Source organism: Nonomuraea sp. NPDC049309, from assembly GCF_043196965.1.
In the GTDB taxonomy this organism is placed as follows: domain Bacteria; phylum Actinomycetota; class Actinomycetes; order Streptosporangiales; family Streptosporangiaceae; genus Nonomuraea; species Nonomuraea fastidiosa.
This window is the reverse complement of the sequence record NZ_JBICSH010000004.1, coordinates 144,119-170,616: the sequence shown is the minus strand read 5'-3', so window position 1 is coordinate 170,616 and position 26,498 is coordinate 144,119. Positions and strand designations below refer to the sequence as shown.

Annotated in this window: 23 protein-coding genes; 11 read left to right on the top strand and 12 right to left on the bottom strand. The window is 72.5% G+C overall.

Annotated features, from left to right (window positions below; genetic code table 11):
- Positions 1-15: 15 nt before the first annotated feature.
- The 4 genes from ACGFIM_RS25905 to ACGFIM_RS25890 form a co-directional block, all read right to left on the bottom strand.
- Entirely contained in the window at positions 16-819 is an 804-nt protein-coding gene (locus ACGFIM_RS25905) for an alpha/beta fold hydrolase (protein ID WP_393204544.1), read from the bottom strand.
- A 220-nt stretch (positions 820-1,039) separates the two neighbouring features.
- Complete coding sequence (locus ACGFIM_RS25900; RefSeq protein WP_393204541.1) at positions 1,040-1,714, bottom strand: response regulator; 675 nt, start codon at positions 1,712-1,714, stop codon at positions 1,040-1,042.
- The gene (locus ACGFIM_RS25895) at positions 1,711-2,946 is read right to left on the bottom strand and encodes a sensor histidine kinase (RefSeq protein WP_393204538.1); all 1,236 of its coding nucleotides are present in this window, start codon (positions 2,944-2,946) and stop codon (positions 1,711-1,713) included. The genes ACGFIM_RS25900 and ACGFIM_RS25895 overlap by 4 nt, the downstream gene beginning before the upstream one ends.
- A gap of 347 nt (positions 2,947-3,293) precedes the next feature.
- Entirely contained in the window at positions 3,294-3,995 is a 702-nt protein-coding gene (locus ACGFIM_RS25890; protein ID WP_393204535.1) for a GNAT family N-acetyltransferase, read from the bottom strand.
- Positions 3,996-4,083: 88 nt separating this feature from the next.
- On the opposite strand from ACGFIM_RS25890, the gene ACGFIM_RS25885 reads away from it, so the two are divergent.
- Positions 4,084-4,824, top strand: a complete 741-nt coding sequence (locus ACGFIM_RS25885; protein ID WP_393204532.1) for a YaaA family protein — start codon at positions 4,084-4,086, stop codon at positions 4,822-4,824.
- Positions 4,825-5,334: 510 nt separating this feature from the next.
- Here ACGFIM_RS25885 and ACGFIM_RS25880 read toward each other — a convergent pair.
- From ACGFIM_RS25880 to ACGFIM_RS25870, 3 genes are all read right to left on the bottom strand, one after another.
- Positions 5,335-6,993 carry an RNA polymerase sigma factor gene (locus tag ACGFIM_RS25880; protein ID WP_393204529.1) on the bottom strand — a complete coding sequence of 553 codons (1,659 nt, stop codon included), beginning with the start codon at positions 6,991-6,993 and terminating at the stop codon, positions 5,335-5,337.
- A 242-nt stretch (positions 6,994-7,235) separates the two neighbouring features.
- Complete coding sequence (locus ACGFIM_RS25875; RefSeq protein ID WP_393204526.1) at positions 7,236-9,329, bottom strand: SpoIIE family protein phosphatase; 2,094 nt, start codon at positions 9,327-9,329, stop codon at positions 7,236-7,238.
- Positions 9,330-9,584: 255 nt separating this feature from the next.
- Positions 9,585-10,154, bottom strand: coding sequence for an HhH-GPD-type base excision DNA repair protein (locus tag ACGFIM_RS25870; protein WP_393204523.1), 570 nt, complete (start codon positions 10,152-10,154; stop codon positions 9,585-9,587).
- 154 nt (positions 10,155-10,308) lie between these two features.
- On the opposite strand from ACGFIM_RS25870, the gene ACGFIM_RS25865 reads away from it, so the two are divergent.
- The 6 genes from ACGFIM_RS25865 (at position 10,309) to ACGFIM_RS25840 (ending at position 15,286) form a co-directional block, all read left to right on the top strand.
- Entirely contained in the window at positions 10,309-10,533 is a 225-nt protein-coding gene (locus ACGFIM_RS25865; protein ID WP_364066965.1) for a hypothetical protein, read from the top strand.
- Positions 10,534-10,742: 209 nt separating this feature from the next.
- Positions 10,743-12,233, top strand: a complete 1,491-nt coding sequence (locus tag ACGFIM_RS25860) for a hypothetical protein (RefSeq protein ID WP_393205878.1) — start codon at positions 10,743-10,745, stop codon at positions 12,231-12,233.
- An 11-nt stretch (positions 12,234-12,244) separates the two neighbouring features.
- Positions 12,245-13,015, top strand: coding sequence for a thioesterase family protein (locus tag ACGFIM_RS25855; protein WP_393204520.1), 771 nt, complete (start codon positions 12,245-12,247; stop codon positions 13,013-13,015).
- Positions 13,016-13,044: 29 nt separating this feature from the next.
- Positions 13,045-13,800 (top strand): LamB/YcsF family protein, encoded by a 756-nt coding sequence (locus ACGFIM_RS25850; RefSeq protein WP_393204518.1) that lies wholly within the window; start codon positions 13,045-13,047, stop codon positions 13,798-13,800.
- Entirely contained in the window at positions 13,797-14,414 is a 618-nt protein-coding gene (locus ACGFIM_RS25845) for an allophanate hydrolase subunit 1 (RefSeq protein WP_393204515.1), read from the top strand. Before ACGFIM_RS25850 ends, ACGFIM_RS25845 begins: the two co-directional genes overlap by 4 nt.
- On the top strand, positions 14,411-15,286 hold the full coding sequence (locus ACGFIM_RS25840) for a biotin-dependent carboxyltransferase family protein (protein ID WP_393204512.1): 876 nt from the start codon (positions 14,411-14,413) through the stop codon (positions 15,284-15,286). Before ACGFIM_RS25845 ends, ACGFIM_RS25840 begins: the two co-directional genes overlap by 4 nt.
- Here the strand turns inward: ACGFIM_RS25840 and ACGFIM_RS25835 are convergent.
- Positions 15,276-16,106, bottom strand: a complete 831-nt coding sequence (locus ACGFIM_RS25835; protein ID WP_393204509.1) for a PhzF family phenazine biosynthesis protein — start codon at positions 16,104-16,106, stop codon at positions 15,276-15,278. The genes ACGFIM_RS25840 and ACGFIM_RS25835 overlap by 11 nt on opposite strands.
- 60 nt (positions 16,107-16,166) lie before the next feature.
- Between ACGFIM_RS25835 and sthA the strand changes: the two genes are divergently transcribed.
- Positions 16,167-17,576: a Si-specific NAD(P)(+) transhydrogenase gene (gene sthA, locus ACGFIM_RS25830; protein ID WP_393204506.1), complete on the top strand. Its 1,410-nt coding sequence runs from the start codon at positions 16,167-16,169 to the stop codon at positions 17,574-17,576.
- A gap of 7 nt (positions 17,577-17,583) precedes the next feature.
- On the opposite strand, the gene ACGFIM_RS25825 is transcribed toward sthA, so the two are convergent.
- The 4 genes from ACGFIM_RS25825 to ACGFIM_RS25810 are packed head-to-tail and all read right to left on the bottom strand — an operon-like array spanning position 17,584 to position 21,097.
- On the bottom strand, positions 17,584-18,156 hold the full coding sequence (locus ACGFIM_RS25825; protein ID WP_364066975.1) for an OmpA family protein: 573 nt from the start codon (positions 18,154-18,156) through the stop codon (positions 17,584-17,586).
- Positions 18,140-18,748: a hypothetical protein gene (locus ACGFIM_RS25820; RefSeq protein ID WP_393204502.1), complete on the bottom strand. Its 609-nt coding sequence runs from the start codon at positions 18,746-18,748 to the stop codon at positions 18,140-18,142. The genes ACGFIM_RS25825 and ACGFIM_RS25820 overlap by 17 nt, the downstream gene beginning before the upstream one ends.
- A gap of 49 nt (positions 18,749-18,797) precedes the next feature.
- Positions 18,798-19,532: a DoxX family protein gene (locus ACGFIM_RS25815; RefSeq protein WP_393204499.1), complete on the bottom strand. Its 735-nt coding sequence runs from the start codon at positions 19,530-19,532 to the stop codon at positions 18,798-18,800.
- 35 nt (positions 19,533-19,567) lie between these two features.
- Entirely contained in the window at positions 19,568-21,097 is a 1,530-nt protein-coding gene (locus ACGFIM_RS25810) for an MFS transporter (RefSeq protein WP_393204496.1), read from the bottom strand.
- A 310-nt stretch (positions 21,098-21,407) separates the two neighbouring features.
- Here ACGFIM_RS25810 and ACGFIM_RS25805 point away from each other — a divergent pair, with 310 nt between their 5' ends.
- From ACGFIM_RS25805 to ACGFIM_RS25795, 3 genes are all read left to right on the top strand, one after another.
- Positions 21,408-23,069 (top strand): hypothetical protein, encoded by a 1,662-nt coding sequence (locus ACGFIM_RS25805; protein ID WP_393204493.1) that lies wholly within the window; start codon positions 21,408-21,410, stop codon positions 23,067-23,069.
- A gap of 15 nt (positions 23,070-23,084) precedes the next feature.
- Positions 23,085-23,981 (top strand): haloalkane dehalogenase, encoded by an 897-nt coding sequence (locus ACGFIM_RS25800; protein ID WP_393204490.1) that lies wholly within the window; start codon positions 23,085-23,087, stop codon positions 23,979-23,981.
- A 64-nt stretch (positions 23,982-24,045) separates the two neighbouring features.
- Positions 24,046-26,397 carry an AAA family ATPase gene (locus tag ACGFIM_RS25795; RefSeq protein WP_393204487.1) on the top strand — a complete coding sequence of 784 codons (2,352 nt, stop codon included), beginning with the start codon at positions 24,046-24,048 and terminating at the stop codon, positions 26,395-26,397.
- The last annotated feature ends 101 nt before the right edge of the window (positions 26,398-26,498 follow it).

Sequence of the window (26,498 nt, the reverse complement as noted above, 5' to 3'; positions counted from 1 at the left end):
GCCCGGCGGCGGTGCTCACGAGTCCACCCCGATGAACTCGCGCACCCACCGCGCGACCGTGTCGGGGAACTCCGACGCGATCGCGTGGCGTCCGCCCTCGATGACCCGCATCTGAGCGTTCGGGATCTCCGTCTCCATCACCTGCGCGGCGGCGAACGGGGCCACCTGGTCGTCCGAGCCGTGGATGATGAGGGTGGGCATGGCGATCTCCGGCAGCCGGTCACGGACCTCGTGCTCCCGGATGACCTGTTCACGGCGGGCGTTCTGCTCGGGCGTGCGCTTGACGAGCACCTTCATCCGGTCGCCCGGCACGCCCTGGCCCTGGGGGGTGAAGAAGAGGTCGAGCGCCTTGCGCTGCCGCTCCTCGTAACTGAGGGACAGCAGCTCCGCGGCCACCCCGCTCTGCACGGCCCAGCTCGGTACGGTGGCGACCAGGATGAGGGACTCGATCCGCTCGGGGTGCCGCAGGGCGGCGTGCTGCGCCACGGCACCGCCGAACGACGTGCCCAGCAGGTGCGTCTTCGGCAGGTCCAGTGCGTCCAGCAGGGCCACGATGTCGTCGCCGAGATCGGACATCGTGTACGGCCGCGGCGGGTTGACGGTGATGCCCGAGTCGCGCTGGTCGTACGAGATGACCCGGATGCCCGGGCCGAAGTGGGACCGCAGCGCCGTGAACTGAGTGCGATCGCTCTCTCCACCGTGTACGAGCACGAGCGGCACGCCGGACCCGCTCTCGATGACCCCGACCTCGAGGTCACCCGCCCGTACGATCTTCGTCTCCGTGTCGGCGGGTGCGGTCGTGTCGTCCTGCGGTGGCACTGCGGAACCTCCTGGGTGATGGCGTCAGGTCGCGGGAGCCGGACGTCGGCCCGGTGCGCGACAGGCGTTCACCTTCGAGCCGAGACGTGGAAGAACCCCGTTCACCTGGGGGATGGGCTCAAAAGGTTGACTAGGAGTCTGCGGCGACGGCCGCGCCCGCCGCGTCATACCAGGGAGCCAAAAGCGGAGATACCGCAGTAGGGGGTGGCGTGCGGGCGCGCTACTCGCCCGGAGTCACCAGCCCGGATTCGTAGGCGAAGACCACGGCCTGGGCGCGGTCGCGCAGGTCGAGCTTGGTGAGAATGCGGCTGACGTGGGTCTTGACGGTCTGCTCGGCCAGCACCAGGGTCTGGGCGATCTCCTGGTTCGACTGGCCGCGCGCCACGAGGGTCAGCACCTCGGTCTCGCGCTCCGTCAGCTCTTTCAGCCGCTGCGCGGACGTGCCGCGGGCCACAGGACGCTGCCTGGCGAACTCCGCGATGAGCCGGCGCGTCACGGACGGGGCGAGCAGCGCGTCGCCCTGGGCGACGATGCGGACCGCCGCGACGAGGTCGCCCGGCTGCGCGTCCTTCAGCAGGAAGCCGCTCGCACCGGCCCGCAGCGCCTCGTAGACGTAGTCATCGACGTCGAACGTGGTCAGCATCAGCACGCGCGGCCGGTGGGTCACCCCCGGCGGGGGCGCAAGCAGCCGGCGGGTGGCCTCCAGGCCGTCCATCACGGGCATCCGCACGTCCATCAGCACGACGTCGGGCCGGGTGCGGCGGCTCAGCTCCACGCCCTCCGCGCCGTCGGACGCCTCGCCCACCACGTCGATGTCGCCCTGCGCGTTCAGCAGCGCCGCGAAACCGGCGCGCACCATGGCCTGGTCGTCGACGATGATGACGCGTGTCGTCACGTGGAGTCCTCTTCGCTCAAGGGCAGCCGTGCGGCCACCCGGAAGCCGCCGCCGGGCAGCGGTCCGAGCTCGAGTGTGCCGCCGACCAGCCGCACCCGCTCGCGCATGCCGACCAGCCCGTGTCCGGTGCTGCTCGACTCCAGCGGCGCGGCGGGCGGCCGGGGCGGCGGGCCGTTGACGATGAGGACGTCCAGCCGCCTGGCGCCGTCGACCGGCTCCGGCACCGACAGGCAGACCTGCGTGCGCGCGCCCGGTGCGTGCCGCACGACGTTCGCGAGAGCCTCCTGGACGATCCGGTACGCGGACAGCCCGACGGCGGCGGGCACCTCCGCGTCGCAGGGGACGAAGTCCACCGGCACGCCCGCCCGCGCGGTGGCGTCCACGAGCTGCCCGATCTGCGCCAGGCTCGGCTGGGGCGCGAGCTCCTCGTGCGTCTCCTCGCTGCTGCGCAGGACGCCGAGCAGGCGCCGCATCTCGCCGAGCGAGTTGCGCGCGGTCGCGGCGATGCTCGTGAACTCCTCCCGCACGTCCGGCGGCAGCCGGTCGAGGCGGTATTCGGCGGTGTCGGCCTGCACGGTGATGACGGACATGTGGTGCGCCACCACGTCGTGCAGCTCCCGGGCGATCCTGGCCCGCTCCTCCAGCAGCGTGCGCCGGGCGCGCTCGGCCTCGCTGATCGTCTCCTGCTCGACCAGTCTGCGCCGCACCTCGGCGCGTTCCCGCAGCACGCCGCCGACCAGCAGGGCGGCCCCGCCGAGCACGGTGAACAGCAGGTTCCTCGCCTCGACGCCGTGCGGTGCGAAGAACAGCAGCGTCACGTTCGCGACCGCCGTGGCCGTCCACACCAGCAGCAGCGTCCGGCTCCGCTCGCTCAGGCCGAGGGCGAGGCAGACCGCGGTGTGGGCGATGATCACCGTGGACGGGAACGGCCACATCAGGTGTTCGGGGACGCCCGCGCCGCGCAGGATGAGCGCCCCGGCCACGTCGGCGGCGAACATCACGCCCCAGGCCGGCAGCGGCCGGACGACGGCGAGGAGCAGCGGCGCGATCTGCGTGATGGTCAGCACGGCACCGACGCCGGCCATCAGGTCGTAGAACTCGGTGAGCAGGATGCCGGTGGCCGGCAGCAGGCAGACGCCCAGCACGAGCGCGGTGACGGCGGGCAGCAGCCGTACCCACCGGCGCGGCGAGCCCGCGACCACCGCGCGCGGACCTGTGACCTCCGAGGTCATGGACACAGCCTAAGACCCGGATTCGGACGGGCATGGGCCGGGCTCGGCCTCTCCCCTGCCTCTCTCCCGCCGCTCCCCGGCCGGCGGCGGCGCGCGTGCGGCGGCGGGCGCCGGTGGGCTGCGGCGTGAGACGGCGCCTGCGGCCGCCCTCGCCCCGCGACCTCGCACGGCATCGGGGCGGGATCACCGCCCGCGGTGGACGGGGCCGTCTCGTACGGACGCATCCCTGTCTCCCCCCTCGCTGCCGGCCTGCGGATCCCTCGGGGGCGAAGGCTAACGGGGAGGTCGCCGCCGTGTCGTCATACCGGGGAGCCGGACCGTGGTGATACCGGGGTAGGGGGTGCGGGTCAGGAAGGGGCCGCGCGGTAGTGGTAGCGGCCCGCGGCGGTGAAGCCCTCGCCGCGGTAGAGGGTCTGCGCGCCCTCGTTCCGCTCGGTCACCACCAGGTACGCGGGGCCGCCGCCCGCGTGCGCCACCAGCGCCCGCAGCACCGTCCTCGCCAGTCCCCTGCGCCGGGCCTCGGGCAGCGTGGCCATGCAGTAGACGCCGAGCGTCTCGCCCTGCGGGACGGCCCGGCCGACGGCCAGCGCCCGGCCGCCCTCCTCGTACGCGGCGTACCAGGCCGGAACGCCGGTGCAGATCCGCTCGGCCGCCACGATGCCGGCGGCGTACCGGCCGTCCACGGACCACCAGGTCTCCAGCCAGCCCGGCCAGGGCCGCTCCTCGATCCTGACCTCGGGGGCGGGCTCGCCCTTGGGCCTCCCCGACATGATGACCGTGGGATCGACCACCTCGTATCCCCGGCGTTCCAGCTCCTCGTCCAGCCCCGGCATGGTGCCAGGGCCCACCGAGAACACGCACCGCTGCCCGCGCTCGCGGTAGAAGTCCTCGGCCGCCCCGATCGCCCGCCCCAGATCGGACGGGCGCTCCAGCGCCAGCACGGAGTTCGCCCTCTTGGTGATCCCGCCGGCGTACCGCAGCAGCCAGCCCTCGTACGCCCGTACCTCGTACGCGGGCCACGCCTGATGAACGAGCAGATCGAAATCCACCCGCGCAGCCTAGCGACGCACCTTCCGCCCGCGCGCCGGGAGCCCCTTCTGACAGGCGCCCCTGCCAGGGCCAATAGGCTAGGTGACCGTGCTGATCCTGTTGCCGCCGTCCGAGGGCAAGGCGCCGCAGGGCGACGGCCCGCCCGTGGGCGAGCTGTCGTTCCCCTCGCTCGGCTCCGCACGCAAGCGGGTGATGAACGCTCTCGTCCGCGCCTCCAAGCGCCGCGACGCCCTCGATGTGCTGGGCCTGACGCCGGGCCTCGCAGGCGAGCTGGACAAGAACCTCGCGCTGGCGACCGCGCCCACCCTGCCCGCCGGCGCCCTCTACACCGGCGTCCTGTACGACAACCTCGGCCTGGCGACCCTGGACGGCGAGGCGCGGGCGCGGGCCGAGGAGAGCCTGCTGATCTTCTCCGGCCTGTGGGGTGTGGTGAAGATCACAGACCGCATTCCGCCCTACCGCCTGTCTATGGGCGTCAACCTGCCGCCGCTCGGCGGTCTCGCCGCCTTCTGGCGTCCGGTGATCTCCAAGGAGCTCGACCGGCTGGCGGGGCTGGTGGTGGATCTGCGTTCGGCCACGTACGCGGGGGCCTGGCAGCCGGGGTCGCGCTCGGTGACGGTACGCGTGTTCAGGGACGGCAAGGTCGTCAGCCACATGGCCAAGGCCACCCGGGGCGAGATCGCCCGCGCGCTCCTGCACCAGCCCGCCGAGCCGTCCACCCCCGACGAGCTGGCCAAACTCCTCGACACCCTCGGCTACGCCACCCACCTGACGGCTCCGGCCCGCCCCACCCGCCCTTGGGTCCTGGACGTGCACGTCTCCACCTGAGCCCGCCCCGGCCCGTCCGCGCCCACACCCCGTCCGCAGCCCCGGCCCGCGCGTGTCCGCGCCGCTCCCGGTTTGCGGCCGCTTCCGGTCCGTGGACGCGGACCGGGTCACTCCGTCTCGGCGAAGCCCCTGCTCGCGGAGGTTTCGCGGCGCGGAAAGCGACGCACGGCTCCTCTCCCCGCCGGCGCCCACCACGCGATGTCCGGCACTGGCGCGGCAAGGCGCGACAAGCGGGAGCGCGGCCCCGCTTCACCGCAGCAGCGACCGGCAGTGAGCGGGCCGGCCGACCAGAACGGCACGCCCCTGGCGGCGCGCCGCACCGGGGTGGCCGCTGTGCGGCCGCGCTGGGGTGTGCCGCGGCATCACGGAAGCGGAGCCGCAGCACCCCCGGAAGGGGCAGCCATCGGGCCAGGGCGCCAGAAAGCCGGAACGCCCCGCCGGATGCGGAATCCGGCGGGGCGTCTGGCACGCCCAGGCGGGGCCACCACCGGCGGGGCCCCGGGGGAAGGTTCAGTCCAGGTAGTCGCGGAGGACCTGCGACCTGGACGGGTGACGCAGCTTCGACATGGTCTTGGACTCGATCTGGCGGATGCGCTCACGGGTGACCCCGTAGACCTTGCCGATCTCGTCCAGCGTCTTCGGCTGACCGTCGGTGAGGCCGAACCGCATCGACACGACGCCCGCCTCGCGCTCCGACAACGTGTCGAGAACGGAGTGCAGCTGCTCCTGCAGCAGCGTGAAGCTGACGGCGTCGGCCGGGACGATGGCCTCGGAGTCCTCGATGAGGTCGCCGAACTCGCTGTCGCCCTCCTCGCCCAGCGGGGTGTGGAGGGAGATGGGCTCGCGGCCGTACTTCTGGACCTCGACGACCTTCTCGGGCGTCATGTCCAGCTCCTTGGCCAGCTCTTCCGGCGTGGGCTCGCGGCCGAGGTCCTGCAGCATCTGCCGCTGGACGCGGGCCAGCTTGTTGATCACTTCGACCATGTGGACCGGGATGCGGATGGTCCGCGCCTGGTCGGCCATGGCACGCGTGATCGCCTGCCGGATCCACCACGTGGCGTACGTGGAGAACTTGTAGCCCTTGGTGTAGTCGAACTTCTCGACCGCCCGGATGAGGCCCAGGTTGCCTTCCTGGATCAGGTCGAGGAACAGCATGCCGCGCCCGGTGTAGCGCTTGGCCAGCGAGACCACGAGCCGGAGGTTGGCCTCCAGCAGGTGGTTCTTGGCGCGGCGGCCGTCTTCGGCGATCCACTCCAGCTCGGCCTTGACGTCGACCGGCAGGTTTTCGGCCTCGGGACTGCCCAGCTGCTCTTCGGCGAACAGGCCGGCCTCGATGCGCTTGGCCAGCTCGACCTCCTGCTCGGCGTTGAGCAGGGGGACCTTGCCGATCTGCTTGAGGTAGTCCTTGACCGGGTCGGCGGTGGCGCCGGCGGCGGCGACCTGGGCGACCGGCGCGTCATCGTCGTCGTCGGAGAGGATGAGGACCTCGTCCTCGTTCTTCTCTTCGGCGGACCCGGCGGCCTTGGACGCGTCGTCGTCGTCGGCGTCGTCGTCAGCGTCGGCCTCGGCGTCGTCGTCGGCCACGATCTCGTCGTCGACGTCGATGTCCTCGAGGTCGTCGAGCACCACGTCGCCGTCGAGCTCGAGGTCCTCGTCGTCATCGGCGTCGGCGCGCGGGACGTCGGTCGTCTTGGGCGCCTTGGTCTTGCTCTCGGCAGGCCCAGCGTTCTTCTTCGGCTCGGCCTTCTTGGCGGCGGCGGATGCCGCGGCCTTCTTCGCCGCCGGAGCGGCCTTCTTGGCAGGGGCCGCCTTCTTGGCGGCCGGCTCGGCTTCAGCGGTGCCCACGACCGCGGTCACGGTCTCGGGCTGCTGCTCTTTTGCGGCCGCCGCCGTCTTGGTCTTGACGGGGGCGGCGGTGCGGCGCTTTGCTGGACGAGACTTCTTCGGCGCAGCCGAATCCGCGGCGGTCACCACCACGGTCACGCCCTCTTTGCTGAGGTTCCGCAAGAACGCGGCGGCGTGCGACATGGGGATGTCCGCCTCCTCGAAGGCCTGACGGACATCCTCAGACTCGAGGAAACCCTGCGAGCGCCCACGCTCGAGCAGTCGCTGAATGACGGGCTCGTTCAGCTCTTGTGGCTTCGAGCGAGTCGAACTTGCAGGCGACACGAACACCTCTCGAACGAACGCGTGGCGACTATGGACCCAGATGCCCGCTGGGGGGCTGTTGCCTCTCTCGGAGATCGGTGAGGCCGTGCGGACCGCGACGGACCTGCACAGCATTGTGACACGGCCCCGCGATCCATACGGCCACCTCCCGGCGGTTGACCTCCACCCTAGGCCGACCAAGACAGTAGTGCGTACGTAAGCGGGCCACTGATACCCGAAAGCAACCGTTATGACTGTTTCATTCAGTCACTCTTCGTGGCCGGCGGGACGTGAATTGCGAGCGCGGTAACGTCATCATCCTGTTCATATCCAGACAACATCCGGTCAACCAGGAAGTCCAGCAGCATGTGAGGACTGCTCACCACCTCCGGCGGCGCTTCGGTCACAACACTGCAAAGCTCTGCGAGTCCCGCATCCAGCCCCCGCTTCCTGTTCTCGACGAGGCCGTCGGAGTAGAGCACGGCGGTGTGGCCTGGCGGCACCACGAACCTGAACTGCCGACGGCTGGTCGGCCAGCCTAGCGGAGTGCCGGGCTCGGCGTCGCAGAGAATCGCCGTGCCCTGCGGCGATACCAGGACGGGTGGCGGATGACCGGCCATGGCGAGCGTGCCCTCGCCGGTGACCGGCTCGACCACCATGTAGGCGAGCGTGGTGACCTGCTCTTCCTCCTCGGTCGCCTCGAAGACGCGGTCGAGCCCGGTGAGCACGGCCGCGGGCGGCGGGTTGGTCAGCGCCAGCGCCCGCATGGCGTTGCGGATGCGGCCCATGCCGGCCGCCGCCTTGACGCCCTTGCCCATGACGTCGCCGACGACCGCCGCGACACGCCCGTCCTGCAGCACGAACGCGTCGTACCAGTCGCCGCCGACCTGGACGTGGCGGCTGCCGGAGCGGAAGCGCTGGGCCAGCACCAGGCCCTTGACCACCGGCAGGCGGTCGGGCAGCAGGCTGCGCTGCAGCGTCTCGGCGGTGCGGTGCTCGCGCTCGAACAGGGTGGCCCGCTCGACCGCCAGCGCGCACTGGCCGGCCAGCGCCTCCAGGAAGACGCCGTCCTCCTGGGAGATCTTCTGCGGGCGGGTGAAGGAGAAGCGCAGCGCGCCGAGCGCCCGGCCGGCGGCCAGCAGCGGCAGGCCGACCCACGCCTGCTCGTCGCCCTGGGCGAGGAACTGCTCCAGCATCTCCTCGTCGCCGCCCGCCTCCAGGAGCTGGGCCTTCAGCGACTCGGGCGACTCGGCGAAGACCGGGCGGCGGCTGTTGACCGCCATGGTCATCACGTTGGAGTGCGACAGCGGGATCTCGTCGCCGGTGGCGCCCGACGCCTCCATGATGCCCTCGCCGTTGATCAGCTTGAGCGCGGCGCGGTCGGTGTCGAGCAGCGCGACGGCGGAGCGGTCGGCGGCCAGGGCGGTGCGGCCGACGTCGATGATGACCTGGACGACCTGCTCGACGGTCAGCGCCTCGGCCAGCATGGCCGTGGCGCCCTGCAGCCGGGCGGTGCGCAGGGCGGCGGCGCCGAGCTGGTCGGTGAGCCTGCCGCGCATCTCCTCGGCCTCGCGCTGCGGCGTGACGTCGGTGTTGGCGCCGACCCATTCGACCACCCTGCCATGGCGGATGATCGGCACGGCCCGCACCTCGAAGTGGCGGTAGCCGCTGGCCCGGGTGCGCACCCGGTAGTTCCACTCGAACATGGTGCGCCCGCGCAGCGCCTCGCGCCAGGCCTCCTCGGTCTGCTGCCGCTCCTCGGGGTGCACGACGTCGAGCCAGCCGTTGGCGAGGTACTCCTCCAGGCCCTGGCCGGTGATGGCGCGCCACTGCGGCGCGTCCTCGATCACCGCCCCGGTGGGCGAGGTGATCCAGACGAGCTGGGACTGCGCCTCGACGAGCGAGCGGTAGCGCTCCTCGCTGCGGCGCAGCGCCTCCTCGGTCTGGCGGCTCTCGGTCACGTCGAGGCCGATCAGGGCGATCGCGCGCAGCTCGCCCGTGTCGTCGTGGACCGGCGAGAACGACAGCGACCAGTGCCGCGTGTCGCCTTCGGCGGTGCGCACGCGGACGCGACCCTCGGTGACCGGCGCGTCACCCTCGATGACCGCCTGCACGGCGTGCGTGATGATCTGGGCGAGGTCGGCGGCCAGCACCTCGACCGGCTGCCGGCCGAGCATGCGGTCCACGGGCACGTTGACGACGTCGCTGAAGACGTCGTTGACCCGCTGGATGCGGCCCTCGGCGTCGAAGAACGCGAAGGCGAACTCGGCCTCCGACAGCAGGCCCTTGAAGAGGGCGGAGTCTGAGATGTCCACATCCGACTCCCGGGGACGGGGAACGGAGGTCTCGGCGCTCATGGTCCGCACCTCCGTCGCGTGCCAGGGTCTCCCACGCGGCACATCTCCATAACTGTGTATCGGCGTAGCGCAGCTCCGGGCGACCGGATCCTGCAGTACATCATCGACGATGGGCATGTACGGACGGAAGCCCCCGCCGCGGCCCTGTCGCCTCTAGGGTCTACGCATCCTGTCAAAGTCGCTCCACATTGCGCAGCAAGATCAGGTTACAGCGCCAGATCGCCGAGGCGGATCCCCGCCACGGCCTCTGGGCCCCTACTGGCCCTTGGCCGCGCGCTTGGCCTCCTGTTTGGCCGCCCGCACGCGGGCCAGGCTGTCGGCGTCGACCACGTCGGCCACCGACCGGTACGACCCCTCCTCGCCGTAGAGTCCGGCTGCTTCCCGCCAGCCTGGTGGCTGGACGCCCAGCTGCTTGCCCAGCAATGCCGAAAAGATCTGGGCCTTCTGCTTGCCGTATCCCGGCAGGGCCATGAGTCGTTTCACCAATTCTTGACCGTCGGCTGCGTCGGCCCAGATGTTCTCCGGCCTTCCGTCGTAGTGCTCGACGATATAGGCAGCCAGCGCCTGGATGCGGGCCGCCATGGATTTGGGGTAGCGATGCACGGCCGGCTTCTCGGCGAGCAGGGCGGCGAACGCCTCGGGGTCGTAGGAGGCGATCTCCTCGGCGGTCAGGTCGTGCCCGAGCCGCTCGGAGATCGTGTGCGGCCCCGTGAACGCCCACTCCATGGGGATCTGCTGGTCGAGCAGCATGCCGACGAGCAAGGCGAACGGGCTGCGGCCGAGGAGCTCGTCGGCCTCGCTCCGCTGGGCGAGCTGGATGCGCATGGAGACAGCTTCGCATGAAAGCCCGCCGGGTGAAGTGAACACAGGCTCCAGGGAGCCTTGACACACGCCCGAGAAAAGGTGAAATGAGAGCGCAAGTCGCCCTGCAGACATTCCTGGGGGTTTGCCCCTGGGGTTCCAGAGGAATCTCACTCCTATGCTCGCTCTGGCCACACGGTTCCTGCGGGAGCCGGTCAGTCACAGGCTGGCCGAAGAGTTCCTGACCGTGCCCGTGGACACGATCGACCGATGCGTGGCCGACGTGTGCGCGTGCGCGCAGCATCTGGGCATCTCGGCGACGCCCGAGATCGTGGAACGCATCGCGCGCGAGCACCTGCTCGCGATCGTCAACTCCGCGCCGCCGCCGCGCGGCCACCGCTGAAAGGCGGGCGAGGCGCGCGGAACGAGGCAGGCGTGGCGCGAAGTGTCCTGATCGGCGTGTCCCTGCGCGCTCGCCATCGCCGATAACATCGAGGTCACCGGGCCGTGTTCTCCGTACTGTCCGCGCCCGGAATACGAGAGAGTGAGGGTGTGCGCCGACACCGACGAGTTCCCGGGGAGAGCACTCCTCCTGACGACGTGTTCAAGGAGATGCTGCAGGCGGCTCGTGAACTACTGGCCGTACGCACTCCCCTCGACGCGGAGCTGATGGTCTCCGACATGATCGGCGCCTGGTGGGGCAGGCGCGTCAGGGGCGGCGACGTCGAGCAGGTGCTCGGGGAGGGGCTGGTCGACTACGCCGCCAAGGCCGGCACCCCGGCCTCGCTGACCCTGCTGATCTGCCTGGCCTACCTGGGCACCGCGCGCCAGGGCGCCAAGGCCGAGGGCGCGGCGCTGGCGATGATGGAGTCGGGCGTGGCCCGCCCCGGCTGGGCCGACCGGGTGGGCGCGGTCAAGCCGGCCGGCTGCTACGTCTCGCGCGACGCCTACGGCGACCAGGACACCGTGATCTGCACTTTCGCCTACCGGTGGAACGACAGCGACCAGCCGATCGACCGCCACGCGCTGGTCCTGGTGGTCGACTACAACATGAACGGCATGGCCCGCGACGCCTGGGTCTCCTCGCAGGTCGACAAGCTGCTGGAGCAGGCCAGGGCCGAGGCGGAGGACAACCCGCTGCTGATCTTCGAGGAGATCGAGCCCGACCAGGCCAGGGCGCTGCTGGAGTCGGCGATGAAGGCCACCAGGGAGCCGAAGACGCCGCCGCCGGTCAGCGACAGCTACAGCGCCTACCACGCCTTCGCCAGGGCGAGGCTGAAGGCGCTGCCCCCCGGGCGCAAGCGGCCCGCGCCGCTGCACAGCGAGGCCCCCTACAGCAGGGAGCGGCGGGCCATGCTGGCGGCGGAGTTCCTGGCCTCCGACGACGCCGAGCACCTGTCCGACCCCTCCGCGGCCTCGCGCTGCGCCGACCACATCATCGACTACGGCTGCGACCAGGACTTCAACCGGCCGCTGCGGGTGAGCCCGATCAAGTGCGAGACGTTCCTGCTCGACTGGCTGCCGCGCAAGGTGATGCTGAGCGAGGCGGAGCAGGAGGCGATGCCGCACGTGCTGGCGGCGTGGGTGCGCTTCGCCGCGCGCCGCACGGGCCTGCCCGAGCAGGGGCTGAAGGCCACGCTCGACGCGGTGTGGGAGGCGATAGGGAAGTTCCCCGAGGCCTACCGCGACCCGACGACGTTCGGGCTCGACCGGGCGCTGCTGGAGCGGCTGCTGCCGGACGGCGACCTGTCGGCGCTGGCCAGGCGGGCCTTCGCCTTCCCCTACCTGCAGGGCACGCACAACGGCATCGAGCTCGACAGGCTCGACCCGGCGGACCCCGCCGACCGCCGCACGTTACTCGAGATCGACCACGACACGGGCATGGACCAGGAGCACCTGGCCTGGCACGAGGAGATCGCGAGCCGGCTGTGGGACGGCGATCCGCCGCAGCTCTGGGAGGCGGCGCAGCGGCTGCTCGATCTCGGCCACGACCGCCACGACGTGCTCCACGTCCTGATCGAGATCGTCGAGCGGATCGGCGGCCACCCCGACGAGCTGGCGGCGGCGCTCGACGACATCGCGGACATCCCCGACGAGTTCTAGAGTTTTCCTCTATGGCGTTCTACCGGCGGCTCGCCCGCGGCCGCTACCTCGCGTCCGAGCACACCCAGGGGCCGTGGGACCCGCGCACGCAGCACATGGGGCCCGTCGCCGCGCTGATCGCGCACGAGCTGGCGCAGACCGCGCCGCGCCCCGGGCTGGAGCCGTCGAGGCTGGCCGCCGACGTGTTCGCGCCGGTTCCGGTGGCCGAGCTCGAGGTGCGGACCGACGTCGTACGCGACGGCAAGCGCGTGCAGTGCCTGTCGGCGAGCGTGTCGTCGGAGGGCCGCGAGTACGTCAGGGCCTCCCTGTGGCGGATCCGCGCCGCCGAGACCTCCCCCACGGGCGCCGCGGACGCGCCCGCCCCGCCGGGCTCGGTGCCGGCCGACGACTCCTGGATCGCCTCCGACTTCGGCTACGGCCGCGCGATGGAGTGGCGCTTCGTCGCGGGGAGCCCCGTGCAGGCCGGTCCGGCGACGGTGTGGGCCAGGCCGCGGGTGCCGCTGGTGGAGGGCGAGGAGCCGGCCCCGTTCGAACGGGTGGCGCTGCTCGCCGACAGCGGCAACGGCATCAGCGCCGCGCTCGGCTTCCGCACCCACCTGTTCGTGAACGTCGATCTGACGATCTCGCTGTTCCGCGCCGCGACCGGGGAATGGGTGTGCATGGACTCCGCGACCGTGCACGGCCCGTCCGGCCGCGGCCTCACCAGAAGCACCCTTTATGACGAGATGGGGGAGATCGGCGCGGCCAGCCAGACGCTGTTCGTCGCGCCGAGGCAGGCGTAGCCACCATGATGGGTGGCATGGTGGGTGGCATGGTGATCGACCTGAACGCCGATCTCGGCGAGGGCTTCGGCATCTGGCGGCTCGGCGACGACCTCGCGCTGCTGGACATCGTCACGAGCGCGAACGTGGCCTGCGGGTTCCACGCGGGCGACCCGGTGACGATCAGGCGCACGTGCGCGGCGGCCGTGGACCGCGGGGTGGCGATCGGGGCGCAGGTGTCCTATCGCGACCTCGCGCACTTCGGGCGCAGGGAGATGGAGGTCGAGCCCGAGGAGCTGTGCGCGGAGGTGCTCTACCAGCTCGCCGCCGTCGACGGCATCGCCAGGGCGATGGGCGGCCGGGTCTCCTACGTCAAGCCGCACGGCGCGCTCTACAACCGGATCTGCCGCGACGAGGCGCAGGCCACGGCGGTGGTGGAGGCGGTGGCCGACTACGACCCCTCGCTGCCGGTGCTGACGCTGCCCGGCTCCGTGGTGCACAAGGTGGCCGCGGCGGAGGGCGTGCCGACGGTCAACGAGGCGTTCGCCGACCGGGCGTACACGCCGCTGGGGACGCTGGTGCCGCGCCGCGAGCCCGGGTCGGTCGTCCACGACGCCGAGGCGGTGGCCGCACGTGCCCGCCAAATGGCCCTGGAAGGCTCTGTGACGGCCGTAGACGGCAGTCCGGTGCAGATCTCCGCGCGGTCCATCTGCGTCCACGGAGACACGCCTGACGCGGTCCGGCTGGCGCAGGGGGTGCGCGACGCGCTGCTGGCCGCCGGAGTGGTCCTGCAGGCGTTCGCGTGATCAGGACGGCCGGGGAGCACGGGCTGCTCGTGGAGACGGGATCGCTGGAGCTGTCGCACCGCGTGGACGCGGCGCTGCGGGCCGGGCGTCCCGAGGGCGTGGTGGAGATCGTGCCGGGCCCCGAGACGGTGCTGGTGGTGGCGCCCGGGGCCGATCAGGGACGGCTTCGGGCGCGCCTTGAGTCGGTCGTGCGCGAGGAGAGCGGCAGGGCGGCGGCGGGCGACGAGCCCGAGCGGCCGCTGGTGACGATCCCCGTGGTCTACGACGGGGCCGACCTCGAGTCGGTGGCCGAGCTCGCCGGGATCTCCGTCGACGAGGTGATCGCCCGGCACACCGGGCGCGAGCTGGTGGTGGGCTGGCTGGGGTTCGCCCCGGGCTTCGCCTACCTCACCGGCCTCGATCCGGTGCTGGAGATGCCCAGGCTGGACACGCCGCGCACGTCGGTGCCCGCCGGATCGGTGGCGATCGCGGGGCCGTACTCCGCGGTCTACCCGACGGCGTCGCCCGGCGGGTGGCGGCTGCTCGGGCGGACATCGGTGAAGGTGTGGGACGTGACGGCCGACCCGCCGTCGCTGTTCCGTCCCGGCACCCGGGTGCGGTTCGAGGCGGCATGATCGAGGTCGTGGCGCCGGGACCGTACGCGACGGTCCAGGATCTCGGGCGGCCGGGGTTCGCGCATCTGGGAGTGCCGTGCTCGGGCGCCGCCGACGCGCCCGCGCTGCGGCTGGGCAACCGGCTCGTCGGCAACGCCGAGCGGCTGGCGGGGATCGAGCTGACGTTCGGCGGGGCCAGGCTGCGCTTCGCCGACGCGGCCTGGGTGGCGGTGACCGGCGCGCCGCTGGAGGTGCGCGCGGCGGGCGGGCCTCAAGCGGCGCGGGTGCGGCCCGGCATGGGGGCGCCGTTCTGGGTGCCGGCGGGCGCCGAGCTGCGCTTCGGCCTGCCTTCTGCCGGCCTGCGCACGTACGTGGCGGTGCGCGGCGGTATCGCGGTCGAGCCGGTGCTCGGCAGCAGGTCGACCGACTCGCTGTCCGGGCTGGGGCCGCCGCCGCTGCGGGCGGGCACGGTGCTGCCGGTCGGCGTGCCCGACGGGATGATCACCGTCGATCAGGCGCCGCTGCCCGCGCCGCGGCCGCCCGTGCTGCGGGTGGTGCCTGGGCCGCGCGACGACTGGTTCGAGCCCGGCGCGCTGAAGGTGCTGTGCGACCGGCCGTACGAGGTGAGCCAGGACAGCAACCGCGTGGGCGTGCGGCTGCTCGGAGCGGAGCTGGCGCGGGCCAGGCAGGGCGAGCTGCCGAGCGAGGGCATGGTCACGGGGGCGATCCAGGTGCCGCCGAGCGGGCAGCCGATCGTGTTCCTCGCCGACCATCCGCCCACGGGCGGCTACCCGGTGATCGCGGTGGTGCTGAGCGCGGACCTGCCGGTGGCCGCGCAGCTGCGGCCCGGCGACCGGGTACGGTTCGCGCTCGCGCAGCGGCTCAGCGGATGAGGCCGCCGGTGACGCAGGTCGTGACCGCGCCGCCCACCCAGACCCGGCCCTCCTCGTCGGCGGAGATGCGCACGCGGCCCCGCCTGCCGATCACGGTGCCTTGGGAGGCGACGTAGGGGGCGCGCGCCCGCCCGCTGCCCAGCAGCCACTGCCCCAGCGACGCGTTCAGGCTGCCGGTGACGGGGTCCTCGATGGTGGTGCCGTTCTGCGGGAAGAACGCCCGCACCTCGAACGCGCACTCCGAGCCCTCGGGGTACGGCCCCGCCACGCCGACCGCCTGCGGCATCGTGCCGGGCCGCAGCGCGAGCACCCGCTCGGCGTCGGCCAGCAGCACCCCGATCCAGCCGGGCCCGTTGTCGGCCCACTCGGCGGCCACGATGTCGCCGCGCTCCACCCCGAGCGCGGCGGCCACCCGCCCGAGCAGCTCCTCGTCCACCGGGCCCGAGCGGACCAGCGGCGGCGCCTCGAAGGCCAGGCCGTCGTCGGTGATCCGCAGCGTGACCAGCCCGGCCGTGCATTCCTGCACCACCTGCCCCTTCGTGCGGGGCTCGCCGCCCGCCTCCAGCCAGGCGTGGCAGGAGCCCAGCGTGGGATGCCCGGCGAACGGCAGCTCCTGGTCGGGGGTGAAGATGCGGACCCGGTAGTCGGCCTCGGGGCTGTCCGGCGGCAGCAGGAAGGTGGTCTCGGACAGGTTCGTCCACCTGGCGATGCGCTGCATCTCCTCGGTGCTGAGCCCCTCGCCGTCGATCACCACCGCGAGTGCGTTGCCGAGGTACGGAGTGTCGGAGAAGACGTCCACCTGCGCGAATCTGCGAGCCATACCCAGGAGTCTTCCAGAAGGGGCTTTTCGGCCGGATGTCCCGCCCGCACACTGGACGGCGTGGCGGACTTCGATGTGGTGGTCCTGGGCTCGGGACCCGGCGGTCAGAAGGCGGCCATCGCGGCCGCGAAACTCGGCAGGCGCGTGGCGGTGGTCGAGAAACGGAACATGATCGGCGGCGTCTGCATCAACACGGGCACGATCCCGTCGAAGACGCTGCGCGAGGCCGTCCTCTACCTGACGGGGCTCAACCAGCGCGAGCTGTACGGCGCGAGCTACCGCGTCAAGGAGGAGATCACGGTCGCCGACCTCGGCATGCGCACCCAGCACGTCATCGGCCGCGAGATCCAGGTGATCCGCAGCCAGCTCGCCCGCAACCACGTGACCGTGCTGCAGGGCACCGGCCGCTTCCTCGACCCGCACACGATCGGCATCACCGGCGAGGGCCAGGAGGAGAAGAAGGTCACCGCCGACAAGATCGTGATCGCGACCGGCACCTCGCCGGCCCGTCCCGGCAGCGTCGAGTTCGACGACAAGACGATCATCGACTCGGACGCGATCCTGCGGCTCGACCGGATCCCCGAGACGCTGGTCGTGGTGGGCGCCGGGGTGATCGGCATCGAGTACGCCTCCATGTTCGCCGCGCTCGGCACCAAGGTGACGGTGGTCGAGCGGCGCGACCGCATGCTGGAGTTCTGCGACCTGGAGATCGTCGAGGCGCTGAAGTACCACCTGCGCGACCTCGCGGTCACCTTCAGGTTCGGCGAGAACGTGGCGGCCGTCGAGCGGCGGCCGCGCGGCGCGCTCACCCTGCTGGAGAGCGGCAAGATCATTCCCGCCGACTGCGTCATGTACTCGGCGGGCCGCCAGGGCAAGACCGCCGAGCTGTGCCTGGAGGCCGCCGGGCTGACCGCCGACGACCGGGGCCGGATCAAGGTGGACGAGAACTTCGTCACCGAGGTGCCGCACATCTACGCCGTCGGCGACGTGATCGGCTTCCCCGCCCTGGCCGCGACCTCGATGGAGCAGGGCAGGCTGGCCGCCCAGCACGCCTGCGGCGAGCCCGCGGGCGACCTCGCCGAGCTGCCGCCCATCGGCATCTACACCATCCCCGAGATCAGCTTCGTCGGCCGCTCCGAGGACGAGCTGACCCGCGACAAGGTGCCGTTCGAGGTGGGCGTCTCCCGCTACCGGGAGCTGGCCAGAGGGCAGATCATCGGCGACTCGTACGGCATGCTCAAGCTCCTGGTCTCCCCCGAGACCCGGCGGCTGCTCGGCGTGCACGTCTTCGGTACGGGAGCCACCGAGCTGGTGCACATCGGGCAGACCGTGATGGGGTGCGGCGGCACCATCGACTACCTGGTCAACGCGGTGTTCAACTATCCGACGCTGGCGGAGTCGTACAAGGTGGCGGCGCTGGACGCGATGAACAAGATGCGCACGGTCGCCCGCCTCACCGCCGGCATGTGAGCCCCGCTCACTTCGTGAAGGAGATCTCCACGCGGCGGTTCTTGGCGCGCCCCTCCGGGTTGTCCTTGCCGTCCGGCAGGGTGTTCGGCGCGACGGGGTCGGCCTCGCCGTGCCCCGCCACGCTGAACTGGACGCCGGGCACGAGCTCGGCCAGCTTGTCGCGCACCGCCTCGGCCCGCCGCTTGGACAGGTCGAGGTTGTAGGAGTCGGAGCCCTTGGAGTCGGTGTAGCCGTCGATCGAGACGGGTTTGCCCTGCGCCTCCTTCTTCAGTACGTCGGCCGCCTGGTCGAGGCGGCTCTTGGCCTTGCCGGAGAGCGTGGCCTTGTCGAAGGCGAACAGCACGTCGGCGGCGACGATGATCGTCCGCTGCCGGCCGCTGGTCTCGTTCGTCACCGACTCGTCCAGGTTGGAGGTCCGCTCGGTGATGTCGAGCACCTTGCCGCTGACGTCGAGGGTCCTGGGGTCGATGTCGAGGACCGGCGCGTTGACCGGGGTCTCCCCCGCGAGCGGCGGCTGGGTCGGCTCGGCAGCGCCGCCGAGCAGCAGGGCCAGCGCGGCGGCGCTAAGAGATCGGAACATCGGACAGCGTCCCCACGTTCGGGATGTGCACGTCCACGGTCGTCACGTCGGGCGGCGGCGCGGCGAACGTGGCCGAGAACACCGCGCTCTCGTCCTTGTTGAGGAACAACGCGTGGATGCGGCTGCACACGCACTTGCCCTCGCTGTCCACCGCCGCCAGGTGCTTCTTGGCGTTCTTGACGTCCACCAGGTAGACGCCGTCGATCGTCGGGTTCCCGCTGGGCGTGGCCGCGAAGGCGTTGTTCACCTGCCAGCCGAGCGGGTCGCTCGTCTCCAGCACGGTGGCGGTGAAGGTGAGGGTGACGAAGCGCTCACGGCGCAGCAGCTGCACGATGTCGATTGTGAACTTGGCGTGATCGAACGAGCCCTCCCTGCTCGCCAGCACCTTGTCGGGCGGTGCGGTGGAGGTCGGGGCGGCAGGTTGCGCCGGCTTCTGAGCGGGCTGCCGTGCCTGGGCCGTCTGCTGGGCGGCCGTGTCGTTCGCGGACTGGGCCGCAGCCGGCTTGGGCTCCTGCGAGAAGAGCCCGCCCGCCTGGCAACCCGTTAACGAGACGGCCAGCGCGACAAGGGCGAGGATCTTCATCGGTCTCATGTGTCGGGGAGTCTAATGGCGCGCGGGCTGGAACCCCAGGGGTTCGGGATCACCCGGAGGGGCGGCTCTTGCGCGGCGCGGGCTTCTTGCGCCCGGCCACGAGCGTGTCGCCGGGGGACGGCGTGCCCTCGCCGCCGTCGCCCTGATCCTTGGCGGCGGCGCCCGGCCTGGGGTGCGGCGCGGTGTCCTCGTCGGCTGCCCGGTCCGCGGCTGGAGCCTTCGCGGGCGCCTTGGCGGCGGGCTCGTCGGACGTACGGGCCTTCGCCGGTGTGGCGGCGGGCTCGGCGGGCTTGCCGGCCGGCTCGGGCGGTTGGGGCGTCTCCGGCCCTTTGAGCGCGGCGATCACGCGGTCGGCCTCGGTGTCGGCGGCGAACTCGTCGGCCGCCTCCGACTCCCTGCGCCTGATGACGACCATGTGATCGACCGACACCCGTCCGGCGCCGACCACGGCGAGCAGCAGCGAGGCCGCGGCGAGCAGGATCAGCTCGTTGAGCGTGATGGGGTTGAGCGGCGGCGCGATCAGGAAGACGGCCAGCGCCTCGGCGAAGAGCACGAGGCCCGTGATGGAGACGGCGAGGCCCGCGATGAGCAGCGCGCCGCCGATGAGCTCGGAGAGCATGGTGACCGTGGCCCAGGCGCCGGGGGCGGGCGCGCCCTGCTCCATGAACTTCGCGCCGGTGATCTTCAGGCCGTCTTCGAGCTTGGCCCAGCCGTTGGAGAAGAAGATCCCGCCCACGCCTAAGCGGGCGACCAGGGCGGCGAGGTCACGGAGCGCCTGTCTCACGGTAGATGTCTGCCCTGATCGGGACATGGCACACCTCAATCACGGCGGAGCAGCATGGCCACCAGCACGGCGGTCAGGCTGAGCAGGACGACGCTCACGACGACGGTCGTGTGCAGGGCGTTGACGAAGGCCCACCGGGCCGCGTCGAGCAGCGCGCCGCCCGTCTGGCCGCCGATCTGCTCGGCGACGTGGGCGGCCGAGGCCAGCGACTGGCGGGCCTCGTCCATGCCGCTCTCCGGCACGCCGGGTACGGGCGGGAGCCCGGGGGCGTAGACGATGGTCGTGATCGTGCCGAGCACGGCCACGCCGAGCCCGGCGCCCAGCTCGTAGGCGGTCTCCTCGATCGCCGCCGCGCCGCCCGCCTGCGACTCGGGCGCCGCCGCCATGATCGTGTCGGACGCGGCGAGCAGCGCCACCTGCACCCCGAAGCCGATGCCGATGAAGCAGCACGCGAGCATCACGGGATGGCGCTCCACGCCCCAGGTCAGCGTGGGGGACAGGGAGAACGCGACGAGGGCGAGGCCGCCGCTCATGGTGGCGCGCATGCCGATCTTCGGCAGGATGTGGGCGGCGGCCAGGCCGCCCGCGATGGCCGAGGCGACCAGCGGCAGCATGCGCAGCGCCGCGCGTACGGGGCTGTCGCCGAGCACGAGCTGCAGGTACTGGGCGAGCATGAGCTGGAGCCCGACCAGGGCGAAAACGCCGAGCAGCACCCCGGCGACGCCGGTGGTGAACGGCCGCCGCTTGAAGAGCCCGATCTGCAGGAACGGCTCGCGCAGCCGCGTCTGCCGGTGGACGAACGCCGCGAGCAGCCCCAGCCCGGACGCGAACACCAGCATCGCGGCCCACATCGGCATGAGGCTGCCCGATCCCGCCTCCTTCAGCCCGAAGGCCAGGGCCAGGATGCCGAGCACCGACAGGATCGCGCTGGCGACGTCCCACGGCCGGTCGGGGCGCTCGCGCGACTCGGGCAGCAGGCGTACGGCGGCGGGCAGCAGCACCAGCAGGATCGGCACGTTGATGAGGAAGACGGCGCCCCACCAGATGCCGACGAGCACGCCGCCGATGAGCGGGCCGACGGCGGCCCCTGCCGCGGCGACCGCGCTCCAGACGCCGAGCGCGATGGCCCGCTCGCGCCGGTCGGTGAAGACCTGGCGGATCAGCGAGAGCGTGGCCGGCATGATCATCGCGCCGCCCATGCCGAGCAGCGCCCTGGCGAGGATGAGCGCCAGCGGGGTCGGGGCGAACGCGGCGCCCGCCGAGGCCGCGCCGAACAGCGCGAACCCCCACAGGACCAGCCGTTTACGCCCGTACTTGTCGCCCAGCGTGCCGAACATGATCAGCAGTGGCGCGACGACCAGCGAGTAGATGTCGATGATCCACAGGAGCTGCACCGCGGAGGGCTCGAGCGCCGCCGTCAGCGCCGGCACCGCGATGTGCAGGACGGTCGCGTCGACCGTGATGAGCAGCAGGCTCAGACAGAGCAGCACCAGGATGGACCACCGGCGGTCTCGGGGGTCCCGGTCGGCGGCGCGTACGACGGGTGCGGCCTGTGTGACGGTCATGGGCCTCCTTGCAGGCCGATCCGATTCACAAGGCCCGCACGTGCTGTTCGATCGACGGCGGCGAAGCCGCGGTGGGGTGTCGTGGCTCCGGCGCTCGGCTTGCGTGGCAGCTTAGGCCATGTCAGGCACTTGTCATAGCGGTATCGGACGATCCACGGCCAGGCCGGGCCTCTCTAGAGAGATAGAGCCATATGTCTGGATCTATCCATCGATCGGTGAACAGCCGATCATGGGACGTGTGGGGACCGACGGACGTGACAGCACCACCGAACCATCCGGCCGGTCCTCCCGCGAATGGTGCGCAGAGGCCGTGACCAGGCTGAACGCCGGCCGTCCCGAATCCGCGCTGGACGCCGCGCGCTACGCCGCCGACCGCGAGCCCACCGCCGAGTGGCCGCAGCGGCTCATCAGCCTCGCCCACGAGCGGCTCGGCCGCGACGCCGACGCCCTGCCCGCCGCCCGGCGCGCCGTGGAGCTCTCGCCGGGCTCGTGGCCGGCCAGGCTGCGCCTCGCCTCGGTGCTGCGCCGCATCCCCGGCCGCTGGCAGGAGGCCGTCGAGCACGCGGCGCTCGCCCGGAAGTTCGCGCCCGAGCAGCCCTCGCCCGCCGTCATGCTCGGCGACCTCGCGCTGCTGCGGGGCGAGCACGTACGCGCCGCGCGCTCGTACCGTGCGGCCCTCGCCATCGACCCCGGCGACCCGCAGGCGCGCGTCAACCTGGGCCTGGCGCTGGTGCGCTGGGACCCGCCGCGCGCGCATCACGACCCGGCGTGGCCGGTCGCGCACCGCGAGACCGGGCGGGCCAGGCGGGCGCTTGAGGTGTGGTCGCGCCAGGTCAGGCTGCTCCTCGCGATCGCCACGCTGGCCGTGGCCGCCGCCGCGCTGCTGTTCGACAGGGGCGCGCAGGCGCGGCTCGGCGGGTTCGCGGTGCTGGCGCTGCTGGTGCCGCTGACCGTCAGGCAGGCGCGGCGGGCGGCGCCGTGGGCGTACGCGAGGGCGATGCTGTGCCGCGATCCCTGGCTCGGGGTGTCGGTGGTGTCGGCGGTCCTGGCGGTCCCGGCGTTCGGGGCCTGGCTGCTGCTGGGCGCGGTGCCGGGCCTGCCGCCGGCTTTCGACCCGATCTGGGCGGGGCTGGCCGGCTACGTGGTGCTGAGCTGGCCGGCGCTGGCCGCGGTCAGGGCGCTGGCCGAGACGTGGCGGGGGCGGCCGCTCCTTGCGCTGGCCGCGACACTGCCGGCGCGCGCGACCGAGGGCACGGCCAGGCGCAACACGGGCGTGCTGCTGTGGATCGTGCTCGGCAGGACGTGGACGGTGCTGGTGGCGCTGGTGGGCGGCGCGCTGGCGGTGGAGCCGCGGGCGGCGGTGGCCGCGGTGGCGGTGCCGTACCCGATGGTGCGGGGCTACCTGCGGGCACGGGGGCACGGCGACCGCGCCCTGCCGGCGGCCGCGGCGCTGGTGGTGCTGGGCGCGGCGGGGTGCGCGGCGGGCGGGCTGCTGGGGCAGGCCTGGCCGTGGCGGATCGGCCTCGGCGCGCTGCTCGCGACGGCCGCGGTGTACGCAGGGCGCGCCCTGCTCGCCTGGTGGCGCGGCGGCTCTGGCCCGTGGCGGTCAGCGCTGCTCATGTGCGACCTGCCGATGGGCGCGGAGCCCTCGGTTCCGCTGGACGCGCAGGTCCGCCAGACCTTCTCCTACGCGCGCAGCATCGTGCTGTCGTACGGCGACGCGCTCGGCCCTCGGGTGGCGGGCGCGGTGGCCGGTGTCACCTCGTCGGGCGAGCTGCGGCTGATCGCCGAGACCGAGGCGTGGCGGGCCATCGAGGAGGACCCCAGGGTGGCGGTGTTCGTCTCGGATCCGACGCAGCGCCGGTACTGGGTGGAGGTGCGCGGTGTGGCGCAGCCGAGCTCCGACGTGCTGTGGGTGACGCCCAAGGAGGTGCTGGTGGGCGAGTTCCCCGGCCGGCACCAGCGGCGCTGATGAGAATATTGTTCTATGCGGATTCTGCGCACCCCTGATGAGCGCTTCACCGGACTGCCCGACTTCCCCTACGAGCCGCGCTACGCCGAGGTCGGCGACGGCCTGCGGATGGCGTACGTCGAGGCCGGCCCCGCCGGCGGCGAGCCGGTCGTCCTGCTGCACGGCGAGCCGAGCTGGTCGTTCCTCTACCGGCACGTCATGCCCGAGCTGGCGGCGGCAGGCCTGCGGGCGATCGCGCCGGACCTCATCGGCTTCGGCCGCTCCGACAAGCCCGCGGAGCCGGCCGACCACACCTACGCCCGCCACGTCGAGTGGACCAGGGCACTGCTGTACGACGCGCTCGGCCTGACCGGCGTGACCATCGTCGGGCAGGACTGGGGCGGCCTCATCGGGCTGCGCCTGGCCGCCGAGCACCCCGCCAGGGTGGCCAGGATCGTGGCGGCCAACACGGGGTTGCCGACCGGTGACAATCCCATGCCCAAGGTCTGGCACCGCTTCAGGGAGACCGTGCGCAAGGCGCCCGTGCTCGACATCGCCAGGCTCATCCAGGCGGGCTGCACGACGACGCTGCCGCCGCAGGTACGGGCGGCCTACGACGCGCCGTTCCCCGACGAGTCGTACAAGGCGGGGCCGCGCGCCATGCCGGGCCTGGTGCCCACCTCGCCCGACGACCCCGCGGCGCCCGCCAACCGCGCTGCCTGGCAGATCCTCACCACGCTCGACCGCCCGGTGCTGGTGGCGTTCTCCGACAGCGATCCGATCACCGGCGGCATGGCGCCCGTTCTCCGCAGATCGCTGCGCGGCGCCTCCGGCCTGGAGCATCCCGAGATCAAGGGCGCGGGGCACTTCCTGCAAGAAGACGCGGGTGCCGAGCTCGGCCGGCACATCGCCCGTTTCGTGACCTCCACCTAGCGTGTCAGGACCGCCCAACCGTCGGCCCGGTGCGGTATAACCGGGGGCGGACCGGGGAGGCGTGATGCGTGAGTCCGGCAGGACCCAGACCGCGGGGAGGGCCGTGGCGCGGGATCTGTTCGAGAAGGTTCGGCTGCGTTATTTCCAGATTCCCCCGGCCGTGCGCCGGGTCGCCTACGCGGTCGTGCTCGTGGCCGCGATGGGCGTCGGTGCCGCGCTCGGCTGGGACCTCCTGCAGACCTTCCCCCTGGCGCTGCTGCTGCTCGCCTTCGTGGCGCTGACCATGCGCTTCCCCAGGGCCGCCGCCACCGCGCTGGTCGTCGCCGGCTGGGTGGCGCTGGCACCGCAGGCGTTCGGCAGGCTGTTCCCGCCCGGTGCGGGCACGGTGCACCTCATGGTCGCGCTGTCGCTGCCCGTCGCGGGGGCGGCCCACCTGATCCGCTGGGTGACGCCGTGGGTGACCACGCTGATGGCGCTCGTGCCCGCAGGGGTGCTCGCCGCCGCCGTCGGCCTCGTCTCCGACACGATCGCGGTCTGGGTGGCGTACGCCGCCGCCGCGGCCGTGCTCGTACAGCGGTTCCTGCTGGCCCGCCGGGTCAGGGCCGAGACCGCCGCGGCCGAGGAGCAGCAGGTCCGTGTCAGGGCGCGCGAGGGCCGCCCCGAGGCTCCGCAGGACAGGCAGGCCGCTCCCCCGCAGATCTCCGTCGAGGAGGCGCTCGCCGAGCTGGAGAGCATGATCGGCCTCGCGCCGGTCAAAGAGCAGGTGCGCTCCATCGCCGCCTCCATCGAGGCCGGCCGCCTGCGCGCCGAGGCCGGCTACTCCACCGGCCGTCCCACCAGGCACTTCGTCTTCGTCGGCCCGCCCGGCACCGGCAAGACCACCGTCGCCCGCGCGCTCGCCAAGATCTTCTACGCGTTCGGCCTGCTGGAGACCCCCTACGTCGTCGAGGCGCAGCGGGCCGACCTGGTGGGCGAGTTCCTGGGCGCGACCGCGATCAAGACCAACGAGCTCGTCGACAGGGCGCTCGGCGGCGTGCTCTTCATCGACGAGGCGTACGCGCTGATCAACTCATCCGACGGGCAGCCCGACAGGTTCGGCGCCGAGGCCGTGCAGACCCTGCTCAAACGCGCCGAGGACGACCGCGACCGGCTGATCATCATCCTGGCCGGCTACGAGCAGGAGATGAGCGCGTTCCTGTCCAGCAACCCCGGCCTGGCCAGCAGGTTCGCCACCCGCGTGCGCTTCCCCGGCTACTCCCCCGCCGAGCTCGTCGAGGTCACCGAGCTGCTGCAGCGGCGCAGGGGCGACACGATGACGCCCGAGACCCGGCGCGTGCTGCTCGGGCTCTACGAGGACGTCCACCGCCGCGGCCTGGTCGACGAGCTGGGCAACGCCCGCTTCGCGCGCAGCCTGGTCGAGGCCGCCGCCCAGGCCCGCGACGTGCGCGTGGTCGGCGCGGGCGGCACCCCGACCACCGAAGACCTCGTCACCACCACCACGGCCGACGTCACCAAGGCGTTCGAGGAGCTGACCGCCCGCTTCCGCGGCTACGTCGCCACGCCCACGCTGGAGGAGGCGCTCGCCGACCTCGACAGGATGGCCGGCCTCGCCCCGGTCAAGCGGCAGGTGCACGCCATCGCCGCCCAGCTCCAGGTCGCCAGGATGCGCCAGGAGCGCGGCCTGCCCACGCCGCAGCAGATGCGCCACTTCGTCTTCACCGGGCCGCCCGGCACCGGCAAGACCACGGTCGCCCGCGTGCTCGGCCGCATCTTCGCCGCGCTCGGCCTGCTGGCCAGGCCCGACGTCGTCGAGGCCCACCGCGCCGACCTGGTCGGCCAGCACCTCGGCGCGACCGCGATCAAGACCAACGAGCTGATCGACAGGGCGCTCGGCGGCGTGCTCTTCATCGACGAGGCCTACAGCCTGGTCAACCCCGGCTACCAGGGCGGCGACGCGTTCGGCGCCGAGGCCGTGCAGACCCTGCTCAAGCGCGCCGAGGACGACCGCGACCGGCTCGTCATCGTGCTGGCCGGCTACGAGCGCGAGATGGACGCCTTCCTCGCCACCAACCCCGGCCTGGCCAGCCGCTTCAACCAGCGCGTCGCCTTCCCCAGCTACACCCCCGCCGAGCTGCGGCAGATCGCGGTGCTGCTCGCCGAGCAGGCCGGCGACACCTTCGACGAGGAGGCGCTGAGCAGGCTCGACGAGGTGTTCGCCTGGGTGTGCGAGGAGCGGCTGATCGACGGACTCGGCAACGGCCGCTTCGCCCGCTCGCTGTTCGAGCGCGCGGCGATGCGCCGCGACGTGCGGCTCGCCGCCCACGCCGCGCGCGGCGGATCCGCCAGCGCCGCCGACCTCACCACGATCACCGGCGAGGACGTCCGCACCGCCGTGGACGAACTGGCCGGCCGCTGACCCGGCGCCACTCGTCCGCCCACACGCCCATACCCGCCCGGCGCCGCTCGTCTTGCCTCGCCCGTGGCCCTCACCGCCGCTCGTCCGCCCACCCGTAGCCC